General features: G+C 56.7%; 14 protein-coding genes and 2 pseudogenes. 1 reads left to right on the top strand and 15 read right to left on the bottom strand.

What is annotated here, in order from left to right:
- Positions 1-6: 6 nt before the first annotated feature.
- The 3 genes from BLO97_RS18910 to BLO97_RS18900 all read right to left on the bottom strand — a co-directional run bounded on the left by BLO97_RS18910 (position 7) and on the right by BLO97_RS18900 (position 6,923).
- The gene (locus BLO97_RS18910; RefSeq protein WP_092347320.1) at positions 7-4,608 is read right to left on the bottom strand and encodes a dermonecrotic toxin domain-containing protein; all 4,602 of its coding nucleotides are present in this window, start codon (positions 4,606-4,608) and stop codon (positions 7-9) included.
- 171 nt (positions 4,609-4,779) lie between these two features.
- On the bottom strand, positions 4,780-5,880 hold the full coding sequence (locus BLO97_RS18905) for a polyamine ABC transporter substrate-binding protein (RefSeq protein WP_092347317.1): 1,101 nt from the start codon (positions 5,878-5,880) through the stop codon (positions 4,780-4,782).
- 11 nt (positions 5,881-5,891) lie between these two features.
- Positions 5,892-6,923: a histone deacetylase family protein gene (locus tag BLO97_RS18900; protein WP_092347314.1), complete on the bottom strand. Its 1,032-nt coding sequence runs from the start codon at positions 6,921-6,923 to the stop codon at positions 5,892-5,894.
- 405 nt (positions 6,924-7,328) lie between these two features.
- Here BLO97_RS18900 and BLO97_RS18895 point away from each other — a divergent pair, with 405 nt between their 5' ends.
- Positions 7,329-7,949 (top strand): tyrosine-type recombinase/integrase, encoded by a 621-nt coding sequence (locus tag BLO97_RS18895; RefSeq protein ID WP_092347311.1) that lies wholly within the window; start codon positions 7,329-7,331, stop codon positions 7,947-7,949.
- Positions 7,950-8,187: 238 nt separating this feature from the next.
- Here the strand turns inward: BLO97_RS18895 and BLO97_RS18890 are convergent, their stop codons facing one another.
- The 12 genes and pseudogenes from BLO97_RS18890 to BLO97_RS18840 form a co-directional block, all read right to left on the bottom strand.
- Entirely contained in the window at positions 8,188-10,512 is a 2,325-nt protein-coding gene (locus BLO97_RS18890; RefSeq protein ID WP_092225119.1) for a UvrD-helicase domain-containing protein, read from the bottom strand.
- Positions 10,513-10,514: 2 nt separating this feature from the next.
- On the bottom strand, positions 10,515-11,390 hold the full coding sequence (locus BLO97_RS31100; protein WP_139197707.1) for a hypothetical protein: 876 nt from the start codon (positions 11,388-11,390) through the stop codon (positions 10,515-10,517).
- A 593-nt stretch (positions 11,391-11,983) separates the two neighbouring features.
- Positions 11,984-13,024 carry a hypothetical protein gene (locus BLO97_RS18885; RefSeq protein ID WP_139197706.1) on the bottom strand — a complete coding sequence of 347 codons (1,041 nt, stop codon included), beginning with the start codon at positions 13,022-13,024 and terminating at the stop codon, positions 11,984-11,986.
- A 442-nt stretch (positions 13,025-13,466) separates the two neighbouring features.
- Entirely contained in the window at positions 13,467-13,826 is a 360-nt protein-coding gene (locus tag BLO97_RS18880) for a DUF6124 family protein (RefSeq protein ID WP_092151179.1), read from the bottom strand.
- A 490-nt stretch (positions 13,827-14,316) separates the two neighbouring features.
- Positions 14,317-14,690: pseudogene (locus BLO97_RS18875) on the bottom strand (DUF6124 family protein).
- 3 nt (positions 14,691-14,693) lie between these two features.
- Positions 14,694-14,924 carry a hypothetical protein gene (locus tag BLO97_RS18870; RefSeq protein ID WP_175456268.1) on the bottom strand — a complete coding sequence of 77 codons (231 nt, stop codon included), beginning with the start codon at positions 14,922-14,924 and terminating at the stop codon, positions 14,694-14,696.
- A gap of 7 nt (positions 14,925-14,931) precedes the next feature.
- Positions 14,932-15,366, bottom strand: a complete 435-nt coding sequence (locus BLO97_RS18865) for a tetratricopeptide repeat protein (RefSeq protein ID WP_092347308.1) — start codon at positions 15,364-15,366, stop codon at positions 14,932-14,934.
- A 96-nt stretch (positions 15,367-15,462) separates the two neighbouring features.
- Complete coding sequence (locus BLO97_RS18860) at positions 15,463-15,936, bottom strand: SMI1/KNR4 family protein (RefSeq protein ID WP_092347306.1); 474 nt, start codon at positions 15,934-15,936, stop codon at positions 15,463-15,465.
- 12 nt (positions 15,937-15,948) lie between these two features.
- Entirely contained in the window at positions 15,949-20,355 is a 4,407-nt protein-coding gene (locus BLO97_RS18855) for an RHS repeat-associated core domain-containing protein (protein ID WP_092347304.1), read from the bottom strand.
- Between the two features lie 84 nt (positions 20,356-20,439).
- Complete coding sequence (locus BLO97_RS18850) at positions 20,440-20,790, bottom strand: hypothetical protein (protein ID WP_256572063.1); 351 nt, start codon at positions 20,788-20,790, stop codon at positions 20,440-20,442.
- A 61-nt stretch (positions 20,791-20,851) separates the two neighbouring features.
- The gene (locus tag BLO97_RS18845; RefSeq protein WP_092221224.1) at positions 20,852-21,286 is read right to left on the bottom strand and encodes a DcrB-related protein; all 435 of its coding nucleotides are present in this window, start codon (positions 21,284-21,286) and stop codon (positions 20,852-20,854) included.
- Between the two features lie 18 nt (positions 21,287-21,304).
- Positions 21,305-21,799, bottom strand: a pseudogene (locus tag BLO97_RS18840) (type VI secretion system tip protein VgrG); the annotation flags it as partial.

Below are 21,799 nucleotides of genomic sequence, written 5' to 3'. Positions count from 1 at the left end.
TGTCCGTCACGACAGTCGTTTTGGAAAGAATACCTCCTTGGCCTGGTCCACGGCGATTTCGCTGCGGTAAAGATCGATCAGTTGCCGCTGGGTCAACTCCTTGGTCGAGTCGGCGGCCCGGCCCAGGCTGACTTGTTCCGGTGTTTTCAAACGCGCCGACAGATAAGCATGGGCAGGCGCCCAGTCAGTGGAATAACGGAAGTCGGCGAACCACAGCGTTTTGTTCTCTTTCAGGTCCTTGATCTCGTACCGGTCCAGATAGCCATAAACAGGACCTCGGAGGCGTTGCCGGTTCTTTTGCCGAGTGATGGAAATCTGGTTCCGGCTTTTAAGCCATATCAAGCCACTCATGGTCGGTGGCCGTTGTTTGATGACCTTGAGGATGCCTTCGAACCCTTCCTCATAAAGCGTCTTGGACGCCTGCTTGAGTGCTTTGCGGGTGGACTCGGCCAACTGCCGCTCTTGGGCCGACACACCCACCGTTTCGTTAGAGGCATTGTCCAGCGCCTTGGTGATCGCCACGGCGACTTTCTCCATGCGGCCTGCGTGTGCATTCAGAATCATCCCGATGCCGGTGGGTGATCGACTGGGTTTGTTGGCGTATTCCTGGATTTGCGTCTTGAACGCTGCCAGCCCGTCAATCAGGGCCTTGCCCTTGGTGATGCTGGTTGCCAACGCAGGAACGGGCGCCGGCGCTTCGGCGATGACGTGAGGCACCCACTCACCGGTTTCCTTGCGATGAAACGTGGCAATGATTTTTTCTGAAAGCGGGTTTTTCACATCGACCCAGCCCGTCTCTTCCTTGGTTTTCGAGAGCCGGGGTTCGCCACTGACCAGACCCCAGAAACGCGCCCTGATGAACTTTTTCCGAGGCCGGGGGCGCTGCTCGTACGGGTTGCCGAGGCTGCGCCGGTTGCTTCGCTCATCGAGGGCCCAGGCCAGGTGACGGACTGCGCGTTTCTTGGTCTGGCCAATCTGCTTTATCAGTCGATTGAGTTCTGCCGGGCGCACACTGGCCTTATATTCATCGCCCAGGTATTCGAGATGTTCTTCGATGGCGGTGAACTGTTCCGTCAGGCTGCCAAATGCATCGATCTGTTCGTCCAGCCTGATCACACTTCGCTCCTCGATGGCGTCGTGCAGGCTTTGGAACGCAACCGTGATGTTATCGACCACTTGGTTGAGATCTGCCCACCCCTCAGGCACGGTGTGGATGCTGTCGAGCGACAGGCAGAGGTGGCGATACATGTCCAACTGGATCAGGCGGATCGCATCGCTTTTGTAGGCCGGCATTTTCCCGCGGTGCTGGCGCAGGAATTCAAAGCCTTCGCGCCCCTGCTTCTTGAGTCGGTAGAAGCGGGTTTCCATGTAATCCAGGCGCTCGATCATGTCGTCACCGACCCGGATCATGGCATCGGCAGCATCGACGTGTTGCTGCTCGATTTCCTCGATTGTCGAAGTGGCCATGTCCAGGGCTTCTCTCAGGGCGGGGGTGAAGCGAGCCTTCAGCGCGTCTATTTCCTCGAACGTGAAATTGATCTGCGCGTTCAAGTAGCCGAGTCGGACTTGAGGCGCGTCGGGCCTTGATTGAAAGACCGGCCATTCGGTCAGGATCTTCAACGCTTCTTCGTAGCTTTCCCGTTGGGTCTTCAACGTACTCAAATAGATGATGCGTTTGAGCTCCTTGGCAGAGCCGGAGGCCTTACCCAGCTCCTTGGCATCCATGGTCAGCAACTTCTGGCCTTCGATTTTCTTTTCTTCGAAGCGAGTCAACTGCGCCAGCAGCTGAGTGCCACGGCGCCTGGCATCGGCGATGACCTCCTGCCGGGCACCTTTCGATCCGCTACCGCGCAGACGCAGGCGCGTGTCGACATGCCATTCGCCGTGGGCATGGCGCATCAGCGCCGGCCCTGGGTGGGAGGGGTCTTTTTCGTCGACGATGGACACATGGTCCCCTTCCACTTTTACCTTGAACCACTTGTCGGCCATTTTGGCGAACCAGTCATCGCCCTGTTGGTAGAGGCCCTTGAGCGGGCCTTCGCTCTTGAGCTGTTCGGCGTGCTCGGGCTTGTTGACGCTCAAGGGCCTGAGCAGCTTGGCATGCTCGCCGGACTTGCCCGCCAAGGCGCCACTGGAATGAATGGTGTCGTAGTGCTCGGCGGGCAGCCTGGTGTCCTTGGGCGGTATGAATTGCTCGATGATGGGCGCAGGCTTGGCCAGTTTTTCCAGCTCGGGCACGACCTGGGGGGCTTCTGTCAGGCGGCTGCCAGTATTCTCCCGGGCGCGCTCGATGGCGTGTGCGGTAATCGCCATGGCCATGTTCAGCAACAGGTCGACAAACGCTTCCCACGTGGCCTGGCTGTCGGTTTCTTCGTCGCCTTGTGTCATCGTTTCAACGTCGTCGAGGATTTGCCAAAGCCAGATGGCGGTGCCTGCCGCAGCCCCGAGGTAGGGCAGGGCCAGGTTGAAAATCAACCAACTGGCCTGTTTGAAGGTTTCCCAGCGGTTCTCGCTATTGGACACAGACTGACGATCAGCGAGGGCGGTCAAGGCCTCGGCATTGGACCTGAACAACCGCGGCAGGAAATCCGCCCCCAGAGTCTGGTTGCTCAAGCTGACGGGGGCGCTGTTGGTCCACGAAGAGAAGGGGTCGGTGGCGAATTCGACGATCATCCAGGGCGAGGGGATCGGCCCGGAAAAGAGGTATCGGCTGTAGTTCTCGCGTACTCCGTCGGGCAGCCAGGCCAGCACCGATTGACGCAAGGAGGGCGTCTGCCGGATGGCGTAGATCAGATTGCTCGGCGTCGGATACTGGCACAGCTGCGGTTCCAGCAGCGGGCGATAGAGCACGCAGGGACCTGCATCGAAATCCTGCGGACCGATCACGAACATGTTGGTCACGACGTCCCCCGCAGTGCCCTGGGACTGGCCGGAGACGAAAGCCAGCTCGCGCATGACGATCGTCTGCCCGTCGACCTTGCGCTCGGCTTCGTCGGTCTCCATCACGGCGGCGATGTAACGGTAGCCGCGCTCGTCGATGTTGCAATCGCCGCGAATCTTGCTCTCCAGCGCCAGCATGGGTAACTGGATGCGTAGCTGAGCCGTGTAAAGATTTTCCCGGCGGGTCGATTCGACGGTATCGCCCAGTAGCTTGCTCTTGACCAGTTCGGGATAAACGCGACCGATATCGACCTTGGTCACCAGATTTTCGACGTAATCGACCGTCATCCATCCGGGCAGCTTGTCGCCGTCGAGAGACCGGACCACCTTGTCGCCAAGGGGCAGCGCAATCAGGTTCTGTAGCGCCAGGTCGACGAGGTTGAGCCGCGTGATCTCGATTTTGCCGGGAACAACGAAGGTGCCCCAGACGACGGGGCTGCGGATTTGCAGTTCGATCCGTTGCGGGTCGAGCGTCGCGGCGTCGGCATGCTCCGATTGCATCTGTTGTTTCAACGCGTTCAGCGCATAGTGTTTGATGGGGGGAATATCGTCCAGGTAGGTCTTGCCGGCATGGGAGCTGCTCAGCGCGGACAGGTTCTTCATGTGTTGGGCGAACAGGATCTGGTCGGACGTCGATGCTTGCTGGAGCCAGTCAGGCATCTGCTTCTCGTACCAGGCCGCATCAGGACCGGTGTCGGTCTGTGTGCCTCTGAGCGCGGGCTGCTCGCTTTCGTCGGTCATGAACCCTTTCAGGATCTCGGGAGAGCCCAGGATCTGTACCTGGGTGGCAATCAAGCCGCAGGCCTTGTGATCGAAAATGTTGCCTTCGGGCTCAAAGAAGCGCCACTGGATCCTCTTGCCCTCCACGTTGCCCAGATGATCAGGCAGGGTCTGTCCGAATGCTTGCAGCGAGTCGAACTTCTCGTAGCTGCGACGCAGCGAGTAGGCGAGGATGGTCTGTTTTTTGTCGACGGTTCCGATCAGCACCACCAGGGAGTTGTCGACCATGCGTGTCAACTTGTCGCCATCCACCTCATCGATGTCGATCAGGTACGCATGGGTGTCATAAGGGTCGTTGGCCTTGCGGTCCTGCAGGTCGGGGTACAGGAACAGTTGCCTGGCCATGGCACAGTCGGAGTCCGTCCAGCCCTTGACCTGCTTAACGTCCCAGAGTCTGTGCAGCAGGCTGGAGAGCTCATGCCAGCGCGGCGGCGCGGTGCCGATCGTGGCGTTCCAGTACGCCAGTTGCTGTTCCTGGCAGGCGGACACCATGACGGGCGCGAGTTCATTGATCAGGCTGCCGATCTGAGCGATGCGCACCGGCAGGTGCACCTCGGGGGTCGTCAGTGGCAGGTGGGTCAGAAAGTGAAAGCCCTCTATCAGCAGCGTCGCATAGTCCTCGTTCATCCGTGCCGCCAGCATGTTGCTGAGTGTCTGGTAACGCGTGGGCCGCTCAACGATCTGGCCGTCGACGATTTCCCAGTCCGGTTCACCGATCACAGTATTGTTCGGGTCCAGATGCAAATGGGGATAGAGCTTCTTGAGCGCACTGCGCAGAAGGGCGGCGGCTACCTCCGGCGAGGTCGGGCCGGCGAGCAACTGGTTGAGCACCGCGTCGCCAACGCTGGCGTCGGGTGCGGCGGGTGTAGGGGTTAAGGGTTGGGTCATCTGAGTCTCCCTGTCTCGCGATACATGGCATGCCCAAAGCCGAACGCTTCGGGAACGCCATGCTAGGGCGCGGCAAAACAGGGAGGGTGGTAACTATGTATAGGGCGCAGTGTCAGCCCGGGTAAGAGGCCACCCTATCCCCGGGCCAGACAAACCTTGCTACAGGCAGAGCTACTGGCCGGACTTGATCCGCGTCCAGGCCCGCGTCCGCGCCCGTTCGGCGTCCCTTGGCAACGGCTGCAAGGTATAGAGCGTGGTCATCGCCGCCTCGGTCGGGTACAGGTTGGGGTTGTTGCGGATCGCCGGGTCGACCATGTCGGTCGCGTCTTTGTTCGGGTTCGGATAGCCGACAAAGTCACTGACCGGCGCGATCACCTGCGGTTGCAGCAAATAGTTGATGAAGGCGTAGGCGTCCCCTGGGTTGGCGGCGCCCTTGGGAATGGCGAGCATGTCGAACCAGATCGGCGCGCCTTCCTTGGGCAGGCGCATGTCCACCTTCACGCCGTTCTTGGCCTCCTTGGCGCGGTTGGCCGCCTGGGAAAAGCTGCCGGAGTAACCCACTGCCACGCAAATGTCGCCGTTGGCGATGTCGGCCATGTACTTGGACGAGTGGAAATAGGTGATGTGCGGGCGAATCTTCATCATCAGCGCTTCGGCCTTGGCGTAGTCCGCCGGCTTCTTGCTGTTGGGGTCCAGGCCCAAGTGCTGCAAGGCCAGGGGCAGAATCTCCGACGGCGAATCGAGCAGCGCCACGCCGCACTGCTTGAGCTTGCTGATGTTCTCGTCCTTGAAGATCAGGTCCCAACTGTCCACCGGCGCGTTGTCGCCCAGGGCGGCCTTGATCTTGTCCGGGTTGAAGCCGATCAGGATGGTGCCGTACATGTAGGGCACGGCGAACTTGTTGCCCGGGTCGTTGGCTTCGATCAGCTTCATCAGCTTCGGATCGAGGTGGTTCCAGTTCGGCAGCTTGCTGCGGTCCAGGGGCTGGAACACCCCGGCCTCGATCTGCTTGGCCAGGAACACGTTGGACGGCACCACCACGTCATAGCCGGAGTTACCCGTCAGCAACTTGGCCTCCAGGGCCTCGTTGGTGTCGAAGATGTCGTAGACCAGCTTGACCTGGCTGTTCTGGGCCTTGAAATCCTCCAAGGCTTTGGGCGTGATGTAGTCGAACCAGTTGTAGACGCGCAGGGTGCGCTCCTCGGCCTGGACAGCGCCGCAAAGCAGCGCGGCGCACACGGCTGGAGCCATAAAACGCTTGAGTCTATTCATGCTGTGATTCCTCATGGGGCGCTTTGGAAACCTTCAAGAACGTTCACGGCATTGATGCCGATTTCTGCCACCGCGTAGCCGCCTTCCATCACGAACAGCGTCGGCTTGCCGAGCGCCGCGATGCGCTTGCCCATCGCCAGGTAATCCGGGCTGTCGAGCTTGAATTGCGAGATGGGGTCGTCCTTGAACGTGTCGACACCCAGGGACACGACGATGACATCGGCGTCGTAACCCCGGATTTGCCCGCAGGCCTGCTCCAGCGCCGCGCTCCAGGTGTCCCAGCCGGAGCCGGCTGGCAAAGGGTAGTTGAAATTGAAGCCCTCGCCGTCGCCCTCGCCATGCTCGTCGGCATACCCCAGGAAGAACGGAAACTCCGCCTCGGGGTGACCGTGGATCGACGCGAACAACACGTCGCTGCGCTCATAGAAAATCGATTGGGTGCCGTTGCCGTGGTGGTAATCCACATCCAGGATCGCGACCTTCTGATGGCCCTGGTCGAGAAAGGCCTGGGCGGCGATGGCGGCGTTGTTGAGGTAGCAATAACCGCCCATCAAATCGCCAGCGGCGTGGTGCCCCGGTGGGCGGCACAACGCAAAGGCACTGCGCGCGCCGCGCTGGATGTCCGCCTGGGCGGTGAGGGCCACTTGCGCGGCGCTGTAGGCCGCCTGCCAAGTACCGGCGGTAATCGGCGCACCGCCGTCGAAACTGTAATAACCCAACTGGCCGTGCAGGCTCGTGGGGATGACCGAACGCAGCGTTCGCGCCGGCCAGGTGAAGGGCAACAAATCGCCGTCGCGGTTGTACTTGGCCCAACGGTCCCAGGCGCCTTTGAAGAATTCCAGATACGCCGCGCTGTGAATGCGCTGGATCGGCCCCAACCCAAAATCCTGCGGCGCCTCCACCGGCCCCAGCCCCCGCGCCTTGACCCGCTGCAACACATGATCGGCCCGGGACGGCATCTCGAAGCAGGGCATCAATTGCCCATCCATCAACTCGCAGCGCCCGTGGTGAAGGTGGTGGTCGTCTGAGTAGATCGTCAGCATGTTTTTGTTCTCCGCAAGGCTGATTCGGTTGCTCACAGTCTTGCGGCGCGCGACGTTTCAGAGAACGGCAGGAGAGGCCAAAAGGGGATCGAAATGGCCAAAAGGTTTGACCGTAAATCGCCCCTTGTTGGCGCGGGTGTGCGCGGGGTTGGGGCATGGGCTGTTTCAATGGCGAGGCGGTGATCTTGTGGCGAGGGAGCTTGCTCCCGCTCGGCGGCGTAGCCGTCGCAGGTCGGTGAATGCGGTTTGCCCGGAAGAGGCTGGCTTAGGACGTTTGGAAAAAGTAGCAGCTATCAGAGTACCCAGGGGGGAAGGGCGGGAGAGTAAATAAATGACCGGTCCCCCCGGTTAGCGGCCGTCGCTCTGATTAGCCATCCTTGTCTTTCCACACGTGGAGGACTTGTCATGAACATCATCGCTACCCGCAGCTGTCAGCCCTGGAACAAAGGAAAACTAGTCGGGCAGAAAGCCCCACTCCGACTGAGAGATATCTGGGCCATCCGAGTAAGACTTCAAATTGCGAAAAGAACCCGGGATCTGGCCCTCTTCGATCTGGCCATCGACAGTAAGCTTCGAGCCTGCGACTTAACCAAGCTACGCGTGCGCGATGTCGCCCATGGCGAGCACGTATCATCACGAGCCATGGTGATGCAGCAGAAAACGCAGCGGCCAGTGCAGTTTGAGATCACTGAGCAAACACGGTCAGCTCTCGTGGCCTGGATACATCAGGCACAACTACGCAGCGAGGACTGCCTTTTTCCTAGCCGGCTGCATACCTCAGACCATCTATCCACTCGTCAATACGCTCGTATCGTCAAAGGCTGGGTGAAAGCCGTAGGCCTTGATTCAGCCATGTATGGCACTCACACAATGAGACGTACGAAGGCATCACTAATCTATCGCAGAACGAAGAACCTACGGGCGGTTCAGTTGCTGCTCGGCCATACGAAGCTGGAGAGCACTGTTCGATATCTGGGGATTGAGGTTGATGACGCACTGGAGATAGCGGAACAGACTGAGGTTTGATCATGCATAGCGACGGTCGAAGTCAGGCCGTCGCTAGCCGGCCAGAAGCGGACCTCGGCAAGCGACCGCTGTCGGCCAAAACCAGCCACTCGCTAACGGCAGATTCGCCCCATGGAAGACGAGGTCCCGAGATTATTCGAACACTTTTAGTAGCTCGGATACTACCTAGATGAATCCTTCATCTTTTAACAACCACCCAGCTCTCATGCACAAAGAGCTGAGTGTTGCTTCAGCGGTCTTATTTTTTTGTAATTAATCCAGCTGTCACTGCGTCGCTAAGGATCTCATTTTCTGTTGCAGATTTTGAGATTGCGAATATCACCTTATACCTTGCCCTAGTGATTGACAGGTAAGTCTCTCGGATCATCTGTTGCTCGATTGCAGATTCAAGGGCTGGATTCTCCTTAACTGTAAGAGCTCCTTTTTCCAATCCAACGATAATGACAGCGTCAAATTCCTGTCCGCCAACCTGGGCAGGTCGACAGAGCACTACTACTGGCTGATCCGTCTTGATCTTCTCTCCTCTCTCACGAAGCACTTGAAATGGTAAGTCGGACTTGGATAGTTCATCTTCAATCGCGCTCCAGTAACTTTCAGTGTGACTGATGATTGCGATTTGTCGAATGTTGTCGGCGCGCATTTCACGTACGCGGCGGAAAATAAATCGTCCGAAGTCTCGGGAGTCGGGAGTCTCTTTTTCGAGAGCAGGTCTTCCAAATTTCTTATCCTTGGCGGGCGTGTGAAAGCTTTCAATTGACGTGAAGTCAGGAAAATCACTGCTGAAAAGATTGGTGCTTCTCTGGATGACAAAAAATGCTAATTTGGCAATTTCTACTGTAGAGCGTCTTATTGAATCAAGGCTCTGATTTGAAATGTCTTTAATGCCAAGTGTTGCGAGCCCTGCGTTTGATTGTCCATAAAAAGACTGAGCCTCATCTAAAGCTAGGGCTATAGGGACGTGGGACATCTTTTCATTAGAAAGAAGGGAGAATAGACGTCTTTCATTTTCGTTGAATAATTGTGCTTCATCTACAAAGATATAATCGAAGCCTTCGCTTTTTCGACGCAGCCTCCAGACTGGGGTTTTGATAGAACCAAATAGTGAGAGCGCAATATCATCAGGATCAAGCGCCCCATATTTCTCAAAAACTTCACGATGGTACCATTCGAATAAGCTGAATACGAAATCTCTCTCGTCGCGTGTGAGAATTCCGTGAAATCGACTAAGACTGCGTTCGGACTCTACGTAGCGACGACGATCTTGCTCATATCCATGACCCTTAATGGCAATTGAGATCTCCGCAAGGACAAGTTTGGCAAATACATCAGTTAAGTTTTTGTTCTGGTAGACTGTGGTTAACAGGCTGCTGGAAGCGATCTGTTTCTCATATGAGGATTTTTCATAGGCTAACGCCTCAAGTATTTGCTGGAGTTGGTACAGCTTAGCATCTGTGGCATCAGGATCTAAAATAGATTCCAACTCTAACCCAAGTTTAATCCTGCAGTATTCTGAAAGAGTGGTAACGGTTATGTGCTCTTTATAAAGCTCAGGATTTTCACTTGATAGCACATCAAACTTTTGGATGACTTTGGCTCGCATCGCATCGCTGTGGACGATATAAAGTATCTTACATGCGTTTCCCTGAACTTTGGAGTTGATAACTTTGAATAACGCAAGCAGCTGCATTAGTAGTGTTTTTCCGGATCCGCCCGGACCCAGTATTCGAATTGGATTTTTGTCAAGTGCGTCGGGGGTTAGTATTTTTCGTTGGGCCTCGGTTAACGGGCTATCTATCTTGACCCAGTCTTTGAAGGTAAAATTTAAAGTTTTATAGACCTCATCGCTCGTAATGGAGGATTCACTTGTGTTCACTTGCGCATGAAAAAAGTCATCTTGCTTTATGGTTTCTTCAAAATAACCTTTGACGCTCGCAGCCAGTAGATCAAGAGTATCATATGCGTTAGATTTTTCGAGCTTGCTGTTGTTTATTAGGGCATTGGCTTGTTGTCTAAGTGCTTCTAAAGACCTCATTTCAATATTGATGCATTTTACTACGGCGCGGAAACTGTCGCTCGGACCGGCCGAAATCAAAGTGCGAGTAGAGGATTCATCCCCCCCGCTGATAATATCGTAATATCCAAGGCTATACTGTCGGGCATCTGTTCCGCGACCGGCTAAAATAGTGTGTATATTCTCATCATGCTTTCGGTGCATGAATGCACCTTCAACGAGGAGCCCTTGTAGTCGCTGATTTGCAAGATATATGGAGCGCTCAAACGACTCTTTACTAATTTCAAGCTCTGAAAAAATAGACGTATCACCGGATAGCTTTATTAGCGCAAGTGACTCTTCACCAGTTCCACTAAGATAGTCTGAGTGCCATAGGGAGAGAAGTGTTCCCTCCGAATTCGCCGCTAATCGAAAGGGGCCTTCCAGAAAAATTGCACCCGCGAGGGCTTTAGGGTTTCGAGCTATTTCTAATAAAGCGTTGTGAATTTTTTCAATTACCCCGATTTTAGGAAGTAACCATTCCGCCATGCCTTGAGTTAAAGCCAGGTACATAATTAAAGCTCCTTTATTTCTTTAACAAAGTTATCAAGCGAGGTAGCAGTAAAGTCTCGCGACCCCAATCGCATGAACATGCCAAGATACCTGGAGATCATATCGCTCAGAAAGTCATCTTTCAGCGTGGAAACTTTTAAAGGACATGCATCAAAGTGCTCAATCATAGGTGCGGTTACGCTCATGCGCTTACAATCTTCGCTCCACCACTCATCTCGCGAACACTGTGCAGCGTCCAGGATTTCAAGAGGGATTGAATATACGTATCGAAACAAAGCTACAGAGTGAGAGGGGATGGCTGCGAAGTCACTGAGGTTACCGTAGGCGGGAAAGAAATGTATATCTGATTTAAAAGAGTTACAGAATATCTTCTTTAGAATCTCGCCATATCTCTTTTCCGAAAGTATAAGTTCGACGCTTGGTCGCTCACTACTTCTTTCGTCAAGAGGTGCTTGCGTATATTCGATGTACTTTTTATATTCGGTTAGACGGGCGTGAAAAGCGATTTGTTTTTTATCACCCTCAATAGATTTAAGAGCTTTTTCGAGCAGATGGATTGGCGGGTGCGAAAATCGGTCAGCAGGTGGATGTTCTTCTGAACCATAAGGTTTTAAGCGATTAAATACCTCATTCCAAATCTCGCCATAAAACGCTTTACTGTAAAGATATTCGCTAACTGGGATGATCGGGATGACGGTAGCTGTTTCAGTTTTTTTTTGGCTTAGGTCGCATGCTGGGGAAATTACGATCCCGGTAACCTTTACCTTGTTCGGAAGACCGAATCCCGGAAGGTTGTGCCATATGTCGCCAGTCTCGTGATTTAAGCTGGGCATATTTTTGTAGAAATCTCGAGCTTCAATTTGTGGAGCTGATGGCATCTTTTTAACGTCCGAGTTAAATGCGCTTAATAATGGCCTTTCAAGATAAGGCGGCAGCGAGCAGCGTCCTGACCCCCGTTGTAGACGCTGCAGTGTTTCCTACCCGAAAAGCTGCCGTGGCTGCCGGCTCTGCCATCATAATGCCATACAAAAGTCTTAGCGGACATGGTGCGTCCTCACTGACGCGATTGCTCAGAAATTACTGGCGAAAATAAGTTGGTCTGGCAAGCCTTCAATTAGGTAAACCATCGAACCTCAGAAACTATGTGGCGTGGCGAAACGTAGGCTGAACATAGGCCGGGCAGCTAAATCGCTGGGGCGCTGTTGTGGATCCCTTCTGGCTAACCAAGGCGAATCACTGGAATCACTACCCGTTATGACGCTGCAATCAGGGGAAGGCAATCGCTCGAAAACGCCCGCTTCCGGACAAAAGTTGACGGTCACGACTGTCCGCTATTGGCCGACTGCTGCCCTTACCCTAAGGCCGCTATCGGCCGATAGCAGTTATCCTGGGGTAAAGGTGACAAACTTAATTTCTCGCAAAGTAACTATTAACTGCCCCCCCCTTTAGGCACCGTATTAGTGTCTAAGTATCACACCATGCACATGTAAGTTTTTGCAGTCCCCGCCGGCGCGCCTGAATCATAAACGTCCACTTGGTAGCTACATCCAACAGTACTCAATGCCTTTCCGGCTCCGACTTCGTATACGGTTGCCCCTGAAGAGTCGGCGTGGATCACGTAGCCTCCCCTTTTTGCAGCAACCGCCGCAGGATTCACTTCAATACTGGCAGATATCAATACATGGAAATCCAAGCCACCGCCTGAAAACATAAGCGCAGGTTTGCAAGCATGCTCAGCGCATATTTCCAACCCCAGCCTCAAACCTTCCTTGAGCGGAATTGGCGCGCTGGTTCCCGGAACGAAAATAAGGTCGGTCCAATCGGACTGATTATCCGGTTCTTCCAGACCATAGAGCCCGATGTTTTCAAAGCGTTTATGCTGGGTTACGACCTGATCCCCCATACAAACAAATGCAGTGTTGCGCGCCATATGCCGTTCTGGAGAAGGGTCCTCTAAGGTCCATTGGTCAATGGCATTGAACACCTGATTTCGGTACTTCTGGTACTGCCGCTGTGCTGATTGCGGAGCAAACCTCAGCCCAAAATCTGTTGGCTCACGGTGCTTTGAGAAATCCCGCGGAGTGGTCTTCTCCTCCTCAGTACCGCGTCTAAACTTACGACCTTCGGGTCTAATCATGGACTTTGCCCACAGCACAGTGCCAGGGATCAAAATCAATTTGCTGTTGGAGCTCGCCAAAGCGGTACTACAGGCTCGGACTATTTCCTTGTCCATCTCATTGATGTAGGGGCGTGGAGCCGATTTAGCGAACAAATACTCGGGCGCAACAAAGAGGTGTAGATCGAAATCTGCAGGAGACAGACCAGCTTGGTTTGGTAAGGATTCAAGCCAACTATGGTATGACGGCCATGTCTTCTCGGCCTGACCAATCATTCCTTCAATACAGGCCATCCGATTTTGAATTTTTACCTGCAGCGTCTGGTCATCAGAAAGCCGACACTGCGTTTCTTTCGTATTGCGCTCCCAAATTGTCACCAAGACGTTTTTCGCCATCACCGATTCCCCCCATACGCCGTTAACGATCGAATGCGCCGCCATACAGGTGTAGTGTCCGTGCGGATATTGCGAGTGGAATGGCGATGCATACGTGCAGAGATCAGCGTAGATCAATACGCTGCCAACTCAAGAAATTCTGCGGGCCTTTTATTGAGTTCTGTTCGTCTGGTAACGATGCTTTGGAGGAGAGTGCAATCTGAACTGTCCATTTCTTTTTGAAGCCCAATCAGCAATGCGCCGCATTAGGTCTTTACTCAACCAACTCGAAAAAGGCGACGTATTTATTTAAAGGCCAGACCGTCCGCTTCTGGCCGGTTGCTGTCTGTGGCTAGAGAGAGATTCATCGTGGGGAGCAGCGGGTTACATGCTTGCTTTTGAGGTGTAGGCGATCCGTGGCGAGGGAGCAAGCTCCCTCGCCACGGGATTGATGCTGTAGCGGCTAGCGTGGGTCGACGTTATCTAGCACTCGGTTTGCCAGCAATGAACTCAGTTCAATCAGTTGCTGGACGCCGAGGGCGATGTGGCGGCGGGGGCCTTCCAGATCGAAGGCCAAGTTGCTGATCATCGCGTCGGCGGATGCCAAGTTTTCGCTAAGGTTGGCGAGCAGGCATTCGTTGTCGGCGTTTTTTGCCACGGTGAATAGCTGGCCCGGTTTGGATGCATCTTCGGATTTTTCCGATTTCGGTAGCAGGTAAAAATCCAAGGCGCGCCTTTCTGCTTCGTCTTGTTTCTTCGTTTTGGATTTGGTGGGCGCAGAGCTGCGATCTGCTTCGGGAGGATTCGGGGTAGGCTTGAACATGTGCTGATACTCCATGGTTAAGCCGCAACCTCTTCCCTACTAAAAGAAGGGTGGCGGCTGTACGCAGGTTAGTAGACCGGGGAGATCAGCATTGCCGGCGCGCCGAAGCGCCCTGCGCACAGCCACCATCAAGGACAGGTTAGGAACCTGCTTGGATGGAGAGCTTATGCATCCTACTGACACAACCTCGGGCTACTAAACCCGACCACTGATGGGCAGTGGCAGGGAAACGATAGAACCCATAGGCAAGGCGCACAAGCGGGCGGATTCTGGCGTAGTTGTAGGCAATGGCGCAAGGATTCGTAGCTGGGTGGAAGCGTTGCGGAGGGAGAATAAACAAACCTTCGTAATGCCCCAGGATCCGTGGCGAGGGAGCTTGCTCCCGCTCGGCGGCGCAGCCGTCGTAAATCGGCTGATGCGGTTTGTCTGTAGGAATGCGCCGGCCGTTTTGGGGCGGCTTCGCCACCCAGCGGGATTGATGCTGGAGCGGCTAGCGTGGGTCGACGTTATCCAGCACACGGCTGGCCAGCAATGACCTCAGTTCAATCAGTTGTTGGACGCCGAGGGCGATGTGGCGGCGGGGCCTTCCAGGTCGAAGGCCAGGTTGCTGATCATCGCGTCGGCGGATGCCAGGTTTTCGCTGAGGTTGGCGAGCAGGCATTCGTTGTCGGTGTTTTTTGCCACGGTGAATAGCTGGCCCGGTTTGGATGCATTTTCGGATTTTTCCGGCTTCGGTAGCAGGTAGTAATCCAGGGCGTGCTTTTCTGCTTCGTTTTGTTTCTTCGTTTTGGATTGAGTGGACGCAGAGGTGCGACCCTGGGAGTACCGACTGGATCGGCTAGCCCATGCTGCGGGAGAGACGATTCGTTAACGAAACCCTTCGAGCAATGCCTTGCCCTTTTCTCCGCCGCAAGGATCATCCCGCAGATATCTTGCAAGCACACGGTTGTCCGACGGGACCCGCGTGATGTTGTAGAAACTCTCTTCGCCCTCGCACACCCCGAAGTACAACGCATAGCCGCGCTTCTTTAAATCCTGCTCGACCTTGCCCCACTGGCTTGAGGTTTCGCCGAATGGCCGTGAGGGCTCTAGAGCCATGCTTTGGTCAGGCCTTTTTTTCCAAATAAAACTTCAGATATTTTTTGGGTCTTTCTTGAAAGGCGCGAGCCTTGCCGAAGCTGTAGGCGTCATCAAAGTACCGATAAGCCTGCGCGTGGTCTCCCAGCTCAAAATAGACCATTCCCAAGTTAATCAGCGGCCCTGTATCGATGTCCGACTCCCGGCCATCCAAGGTCTTTTGTGCCCAGTCTTTAGCAGCCGCGAAATCCCCATTGTCGAAATGCAGGTTGAAAAAAGAACCTGTGACCCAGGCTGACAAAGGTGTCCACTCCAGCTTCGGTTCAGGAAGCAGGTCCCAAGCTTTTTGGTACAGGGCTTGAGCTTCATTTTTTTTGCTTTGCTCATCGAGCTCATTACCCGACGCCATGATGCGCATTATTTCGTCTGCCAGCGCCGGGCTTTCATCTGCCAAGTCTTTCATGTGACGTTCCTTTTGGGGCCGCTTCGCCGCCCAGCGGGAGCAAGCTCCCTCGCCACGGGATCTGCGTTTCGATCAAACCCTGTGGCGTTCGCTCCTTTATTCCTCGTCCAAATCGTCCTCATCGATTAGTCCTTGAACAAAACGGAGGAAGTTCGAGCAAATAGGCTTCTCGGATTCAGCCTGGTTCTCTTCTGGGCTAAGGTCACTATCAAATGTGTCAGTCGTGAAATAACTGATGGCTCCCGAATCAAGGTTCAAGCAAAAGAAATTGCCGCCCAGGTCGTCTGCGAAAGGAAGGAGATGTGCAGGAAGTACTTGTTTCTTCAGCATCAACTGGTAGGTGGACAGCAGCGTGGGTTCACCATAGGTAATCGGCCTGAAAGAGGCGACTTCGATGGGGTCGAAAAAGTCTTCGCTGACCCAATAAGCTCGTTCCGGCATGCCGCCGTTGTACTTGAGGTAATGGTTTCGAAAGGGAGCCGGTAGCTTCTTGCCGATGACGGACTCCAGCTGGTCCAGATCCGCTGGGGTAATGGCCTTTTCGTACTCTGAGAATTTGTTTTCAAGCATCGAAATCTCCAATCATGAGCAGCGCCCAGGTTTGACTTTGGTGTTGGGAACTTTGTTGGCGAGCCAGCCTTTCTTAGACGCTGCTAGGACTGATTCGCTGCTGTTGTAATTAACCTTGAAATGTTTCTCATATTGCGCAACTGAGCCGCCATGGGGATAGGTGGCTTCATGTGCAGATTTCCTGACAAGCTGCATCGTTGTAGTACCCGTTTTAGGGTCGAAGTCATCAACGTGGTGCCAGGTGTAGTCCTTCTTCGCACTCCTTGGAATACCAGATTCTTTATAGGCTTGAGTAAAGTCACGCGACCTGGAGCCTTGCATCTTGATAGTCACGATATTTTTTTGTGCGCCTTTAATCGGATACAGATCACTGCTTCCAGTGAAATCTACCCCGGCATACGCCCAGCCCCATGGATCCGCCCAACCGATAGGGTTCGGAGCGTATTGGTAAAGATTGAGCCCACCTTCCAACCCAATCGGATCCGGCGTAGTAAACCGCCCCACATCCGGATCATAAAACCTGAACGTATTGAAATGCAGCCCGGTTTCCCGATCCAGGTACTGCCCTTGGAACCGCAAATTCTGCTCTTCGATGTAATACGGCTCGCGCACTTCCTCCAGCGTATTGCCCCACACCCGATACGTGGCCTGCCAAACGTTGTGCCCGTCGGCTTCGGTGAGTTGTTCCGGCAGGCCGTTGAGGTCGTTGTGGTAGTAGCGGATCTTTTGCAGCGGGCCGCTTCCATCGACGCGGGCCAGGGGTTCGTAGCCGTCGTCTTCGTAGAGGTAGAGGCTGGTTTGCTGGTGGCGGTGTTCCTGCAACAGGCGCAGGCCGTCCCAGGTGAAGCGGGTTTCGCCCAGCGGGTAGCCGTGGTTGTCGTGCTCGGTTTTTGCGATGCGCCGGCCCAGCGGGTCGTAGGCCATGTTGACCACGCTGCCGTCGTCGTTGCGCACCTCGATCAAGCGGCTTTCGGCGTCGTAGGCGAAGTGTTGCACGCCACGTTTGGCGCTGCGTTTTTCGATCAGCCGGCCGAAGGCGTCGTAGCGGTAGCGCTTGTCCTGGTAGGTCAGCAGTTTGTTGTGCACCACCAGCCCGGCGCCGGGGGCCGGGCCGTCCAGCAGGTTGGCGGCGGCGTCGTAGGTGAAGGTCTCGCGTTGGCCGTGCAGGCTGTCCTGGCTGGCGATGATGCGGCCGGTGGCGTCGTAGTGCAGTAGCTGGCGCTGTTGTGCGGCGGGTTGCTGGTCGAGTTTGCCGATGAGATTGTCGGCGGGGTCGTACTCGAAGTGTTTTTGCACCGCCGCCGGCAGCAGCGAGGGTTGGCTGCTGTGGCGGCGTTGTCGCGTGCGCAGGCGGCCGCTGCGGTCGTATTCGCTGCGGGTGCTGATCTGGCCTTGGGTGCGCAGCACTTCGCGGTGCAGGCGGTCGCGTTCGAAGTCGCTGATGACCTGGCCGTCGAGGTTGATCTGGTGTAGATGGCCGCTGCCGTAGTACAGGCGGTTGACCCAGCGGCCATCGGGCAGTTGGGTCTGGATCAGGTTGCCGAGTTCGTCGTAGTGGTGCTGCAGGCTGCCGGCGGCGCTGTTTTCGGCGAGCAATTGACCGAGGGCGTCGTAGGCGAAGCTCAGGGTCTGGGCGTTGCCCTGCAGGTCGGTGAAAGTGACGGCGGTGAGTTGGTCCAGCGGGTCGTAGCTGTATTCGGTGCGGCCATCGTCGGTGACCTTGGCGATCAGCCGGCCTACGGCGTCGCGTTCCAGGCGATGGACGATGGGTGCCGGCGGTGTTTCGGGAACGAGCGCCAGGCCTGTGCCGTAGGGCGCGGGCATCGCCGTCACTGCCGCGACGTTGTCGAGGCGGTCGTAGTCGTAGCGCTTGGCGCTACCATCCAGGTCTTGTTGTTCGGCCAACCGATCCCCTGCATCCCAGGCAAACCGGTAGCTTTCACCATTCTCGTTGGTCAGCGCTTGCAGCCGGCCGAAGCTGTCGTAGGTGAACTGCACTTGCCGGCCCTGGGCGTCGGTGCGTTGGCGGACCTGGCCGCGGCGGTTGTGTTGGTAAAGCGTGGTGTGCCCGGCCGGGTCGGTGTAGCCGATGAGGTGGCCGGCGGTGTCGCGCTGGTAGTGTTCGGTGCGGCCGTCCGGTAATTGGCTGCCGAGCAGCCGCCCTTGGGCGTCGTAGCTGAACTGGGTGCGCTCGCCGAGGGCGTCGGTGATGGTGTGCAGGTAACCGCGCGCGTCGTAGCTGAAGCGCGTCGGGTAACCCGAGCAATCGATGTGTTCCACCAGTTGGCCGAACGGGTTCCAACGCAGTTTTTTGCTTTTGCCGGTGGCGTCGATGATCTCCACGACCTGGCCGTGGGTGTCGTAGCGGTAGCGGGTGACGTGGCCCAGCGGGTCGATTTCCGTCGTGCAGTTGCCGCGTTGATCGTAACGGTACTTCCAGCTGTGGCCGGCGGCGTTGGTGTCCACCAGCGGCAGGGCCCAGTGTTCGAGCCAGAGGGTGGATTCGCTGCGGCCCAATGGGTCGGTTTCGCTGATCAGGTTACCCGCGTCGTCGTAGTTGAATTGGTACTGGCCGCCTTGTGGATCGGTGGCGCTGAGCATCTGGCGCTCATCGTTCCATTCGAACAGCCAGGTCTGGCCGAGGTTGTCGGTGTATTGGGTGATCTGGTGCTGGCTGTTCCACTGCCGGGTGCTGACGCGTTGCAGGCTGTCGCTGATGCGGGTGATGCCGGCCTTGAGGTCATAGTCGAACTGGTAGGCGTCGCCTTCGTCGGTCCAGTGCCGGACCACGCGCCATTCCTGGTCGTCGATCAGGGCCCAGTCGTAGAAGCAATGCAGGCCGCTGGGTAATTGGTGTTCGACCATCCTCTGCCCGGCGTCGTAGCGGAAGCGCCGTTGCACCTGGCCGCTGGCGTCGCGCACTTCGGCGAGGATGTTCGCCGCGTCGTAGGCGTAGCTGACCAGCACTTCCCGCGATTGGTCGGGGTAGAGGCGCTCGATGTGGGTGACGCGTTCGCCTGCGCGGATCAGCTCGACGTGCACCAAGTCGAAGGTATCGCGCAGCCGTACCAGGCGTCCGGCGTCGTCGTAGTCGAGGTGGATGCGGTTGTCGTTGCGGTCGCCCAGTTGGCTCAGGCGCAAGTGTGATGGGTTGGCTGGCGAAGGTTCGAACAAGCGGTACAGGCCGTCTTCGCTTTCGATCAGCAATTGCCCGTTCACATGGCGGCGCACGGCCAGGCCTTCGCCAGCGCTGAACACCGCGCCGCCCAAGGGGATGGAACCCATGTCGATGGGCCGGCCCTGTTCGTCGGTGTAGATCAGGGTTTCGCCGCCCTCGGGATGAGGCTGGATTTCCACCTGGACTTCGTAGGCTACGCTCCACCCGGCACCGAACAAACTGTCGCGACGTTCGTCACGGCTGTTGTAGACGCGCTGCCAGTCAATCGGCAGGATGCCGGGCAAGACGAAATCCAGATCCTCGTCAGCGCCCAGCACCTTGGCCCCGGTGGCGGCATGCACCGGGTTCGACGAACCCATGGCGGCGTTGGCGGCCGCGTTCGCCGCGCTGCTGGCGGCCATGGACACCGCGCCGCCCACCAGCATGCACGGCAGTTTGCTGAAGAACTTGCCCTTGCCACCCTTGAGCATCAGCAGCGCGGTGACCGCCAGGCCCACGCCCGGGGTCTTGCCGCTGCGGATCTCGCGCACCACCACCGAGCCGCCGCCAATGGTTACGTTGGGCGAGATCAGTCCAGCCGACACCACCGTCGCATCGCAGGTGCTGCGGTCGCCGCTGCGCACGGCGGGCTGGCCGTTGATGGTGACCTTCTCCGAGCCTTCGGCCATGAACTGCGGTGGCATGGGTGGGTGCTTGGTGCAGATCACCAGGTCTTCCGGTCGGGTCTCCGTACCGGGGGCGGGCGAGGCGACAGTGGGGCGCCACATCTGCGAGAAGAAATTCCCGGCCATGTCCAGGTAACTGGCTTCGGCTTCTTCTTCCGGCTCGGGCATTTCCAGTTCGGTGCCGGCTGGCGCCACATGGGAAACCACAGCGCCAGCGGCGCGGGCCGAGGGGATGTTGTTGGTGAAGGTGTCCTTGGAACCGGTGAGGATGTTGGCCTGCACCGTGGGCGGAAAGAGGGCGTTGCCGATGCCCTCGCATAAATTGCTCAGGCCTTTGTCGGCCCCGGTCTTGCTCATGGCCAGGCCGACGACGGTGCCCACCACCAGGCCCAGGACGAAGCAGCCCAGGCCGCCGGTGGCGACGGTGATGCCCGTGGCCGCGACCACTGCGGCGGTCGCCAGGGCGGTGATCGCGATATTGGCCGCCACCTCCAGCACGCCGCCTAGGATGTCGGCCATCATTGAGGTGTGGTTGAGTGCATCGCCCAGGCGGGCGGCCCAGAGCGCGTCAGACATGCACGTTGCTCAGGCGGGTAGGGGGGCGGATGATCGTGGGTTCAAGCAATTTGGTGCCTTCCATTGCGCCGGTGTCCTTGTGGGTTACGGCATGCCCATTAATGCCATTTTCAGGCGCTTGATCAGCTTTGGTTTCTTGAGACAATCGGTGGGGCGTAGATCACCTAGCGCGGGCACTTTTTGCTCCATCCACCACAACCCTTCTTCGAGCCCTCTTTTACCATAAAGCACGACGGCCAAATCAAGGTGCTCATCCATGGCCTTGGCCAACGTACGCGCGTTGTCATCGAGATAATCCTCTTCATACAAGCGTACAAAACTTCGCCAACCGTCATCGCCCACGTATTCGTCTTCCAGTCCCATGTTGAAACCTGCCAAAGGAATCAGTGTGTTGCCGGTAGGGTTGTACGTCGACAGCAGCCGGGGCTGCATCATCGTTATCCGGCATCCATGCAAGCTGACCCACCGCTATCGCGAGCAAGCTCGCACACAAGGGTCAGGGTTGGGTGTCGAACACCAGCGACCCCTTGATCGTCGCCCAATGCGCCGCCTCGGCATCACCCAGCTTCTCGGCTTTCACGTAGCTCAAGGCAAGCATCTTGCGAGTGCCGGGCAGTACCAGTGCGAGCTGATATTGGAAGACCTTTTCGTTGCCCTTGTTGAACTGGCTGCGCAATTCAATGGCTTCGACTTCCTGGTTGGCGCCCACGCGCACGGTGGCGCCCGGTTGGCAGCGCAGTTGCTGGACCTGTTTTTCCAGGCGCTTGAGCTGGTCGTCGAGGTTGCTTTGCAGGGTCTCGCCGTCGGCCAGCAGGCTGCGGCTGACGATCAAGGAGGTGCCCAGTTCGGGGAACTTGAGGATGTTGATCGTCGCGTCCAGCAACTCGCTGGGCGGCAGCTGGAGCTGGAATTCATTGAGGCGGTAGGTCATGGCGCATAAATCTCGAAGTTAGCCCTTGGGGAACGCGGCGCTGATGTTGGCGTCGATGCTGCCCTTGACGCCCTGGCCGTCCGGCGTGGCACCGGGGCCGCCGCCGTTGTTCAGGTGCAGCACGCCGCCAGTGTTGAACTCGGCATCGCCGCTGGCGTAGAAGCTGATCTGCACGCCGCTCAGGTTGATCTGGCCGCTGGCGTTGAGCTCCAGGATGCTTTCACCGCACACCAGGCGCAGGTTCTCGCCCACTTCGATGACGTAGCTCTGGCTGATGCTGTCGGTCTTGCGCTGGCCAACGGAGAGGATGTCCTCCTGCTTGACGATGCGCAGGCGGTTGTTGCCGATGGTCACTGTTTCGTTGTGGCCGATGCTCTTGTTGCGGTCATGGCCCACCGAGTGGCTTTCGTCCACCTCGACCACGATGTCCTGGTTGCGCTCGGCATGGATGTACAGCTGCTCGGCGCCTTTCTTGTCTTCCATGCGGATTTCGTTGAAATTCGCTGGCGTGCC

It is taken from the genome of Pseudomonas sp. NFACC05-1, from assembly GCF_900100135.1.
Lineage (GTDB): Bacteria > Pseudomonadota > Gammaproteobacteria > Pseudomonadales > Pseudomonadaceae > Aquipseudomonas > Aquipseudomonas fluorescens_Q.
The sequence above is the reverse complement of the archived record's forward strand: the minus strand, read 5'-3'. Positions and strand labels throughout refer to the sequence as shown.

Bases quoted from the DNA above. Each gene is read 5' to 3' on its own strand.
- BLO97_RS18860 (WP_092347306.1), bottom strand. From the start codon at position 15,936: ATGCTTGAAAACAAATTCTCAGAGTACGAAAAGGCCATTACCCCAGCG.
- BLO97_RS18900 (WP_092347314.1), bottom strand. From the start codon at position 6,923: ATGCTGACGATCTACTCAGACGACCACCACCTTCACCACGGGCGCTGC.
- BLO97_RS31100 (WP_139197707.1), bottom strand. From the start codon at position 11,390: ATGCCATCAGCTCCACAAATTGAAGCTCGAGATTTCTACAAAAATATG.
- BLO97_RS18865 (WP_092347308.1), bottom strand. From the start codon at position 15,366: ATGAAAGACTTGGCAGATGAAAGCCCGGCGCTGGCAGACGAAATAATG.
- BLO97_RS18850 (WP_256572063.1), bottom strand. From the start codon at position 20,790: ATGATGCAGCCCCGGCTGCTGTCGACGTACAACCCTACCGGCAACACA.
- BLO97_RS18890 (WP_092225119.1), bottom strand. From the start codon at position 10,512: ATGTACCTGGCTTTAACTCAAGGCATGGCGGAATGGTTACTTCCTAAA.
- BLO97_RS18870 (WP_175456268.1), bottom strand. From the start codon at position 14,924: ATGGCTCTAGAGCCCTCACGGCCATTCGGCGAAACCTCAAGCCAGTGG.
- BLO97_RS18845 (WP_092221224.1), bottom strand. From the start codon at position 21,286: ATGACCTACCGCCTCAATGAATTCCAGCTCCAGCTGCCGCCCAGCGAG.
- BLO97_RS18880 (WP_092151179.1), bottom strand. From the start codon at position 13,826: ATGTTCAAGCCTACCCCGAATCCTCCCGAAGCAGATCGCAGCTCTGCG.
- BLO97_RS18910 (WP_092347320.1), bottom strand. From the start codon at position 4,608: ATGACCCAACCCTTAACCCCTACACCCGCCGCACCCGACGCCAGCGTT.
- BLO97_RS18885 (WP_139197706.1), bottom strand. From the start codon at position 13,024: ATGGCGAAAAACGTCTTGGTGACAATTTGGGAGCGCAATACGAAAGAA.
- BLO97_RS18905 (WP_092347317.1), bottom strand. From the start codon at position 5,880: ATGAATAGACTCAAGCGTTTTATGGCTCCAGCCGTGTGCGCCGCGCTG.
- BLO97_RS18895 (WP_092347311.1), top strand. From the start codon at position 7,329: ATGAACATCATCGCTACCCGCAGCTGTCAGCCCTGGAACAAAGGAAAA.
- BLO97_RS18855 (WP_092347304.1), bottom strand. From the start codon at position 20,355: ATGTCTGACGCGCTCTGGGCCGCCCGCCTGGGCGATGCACTCAACCAC.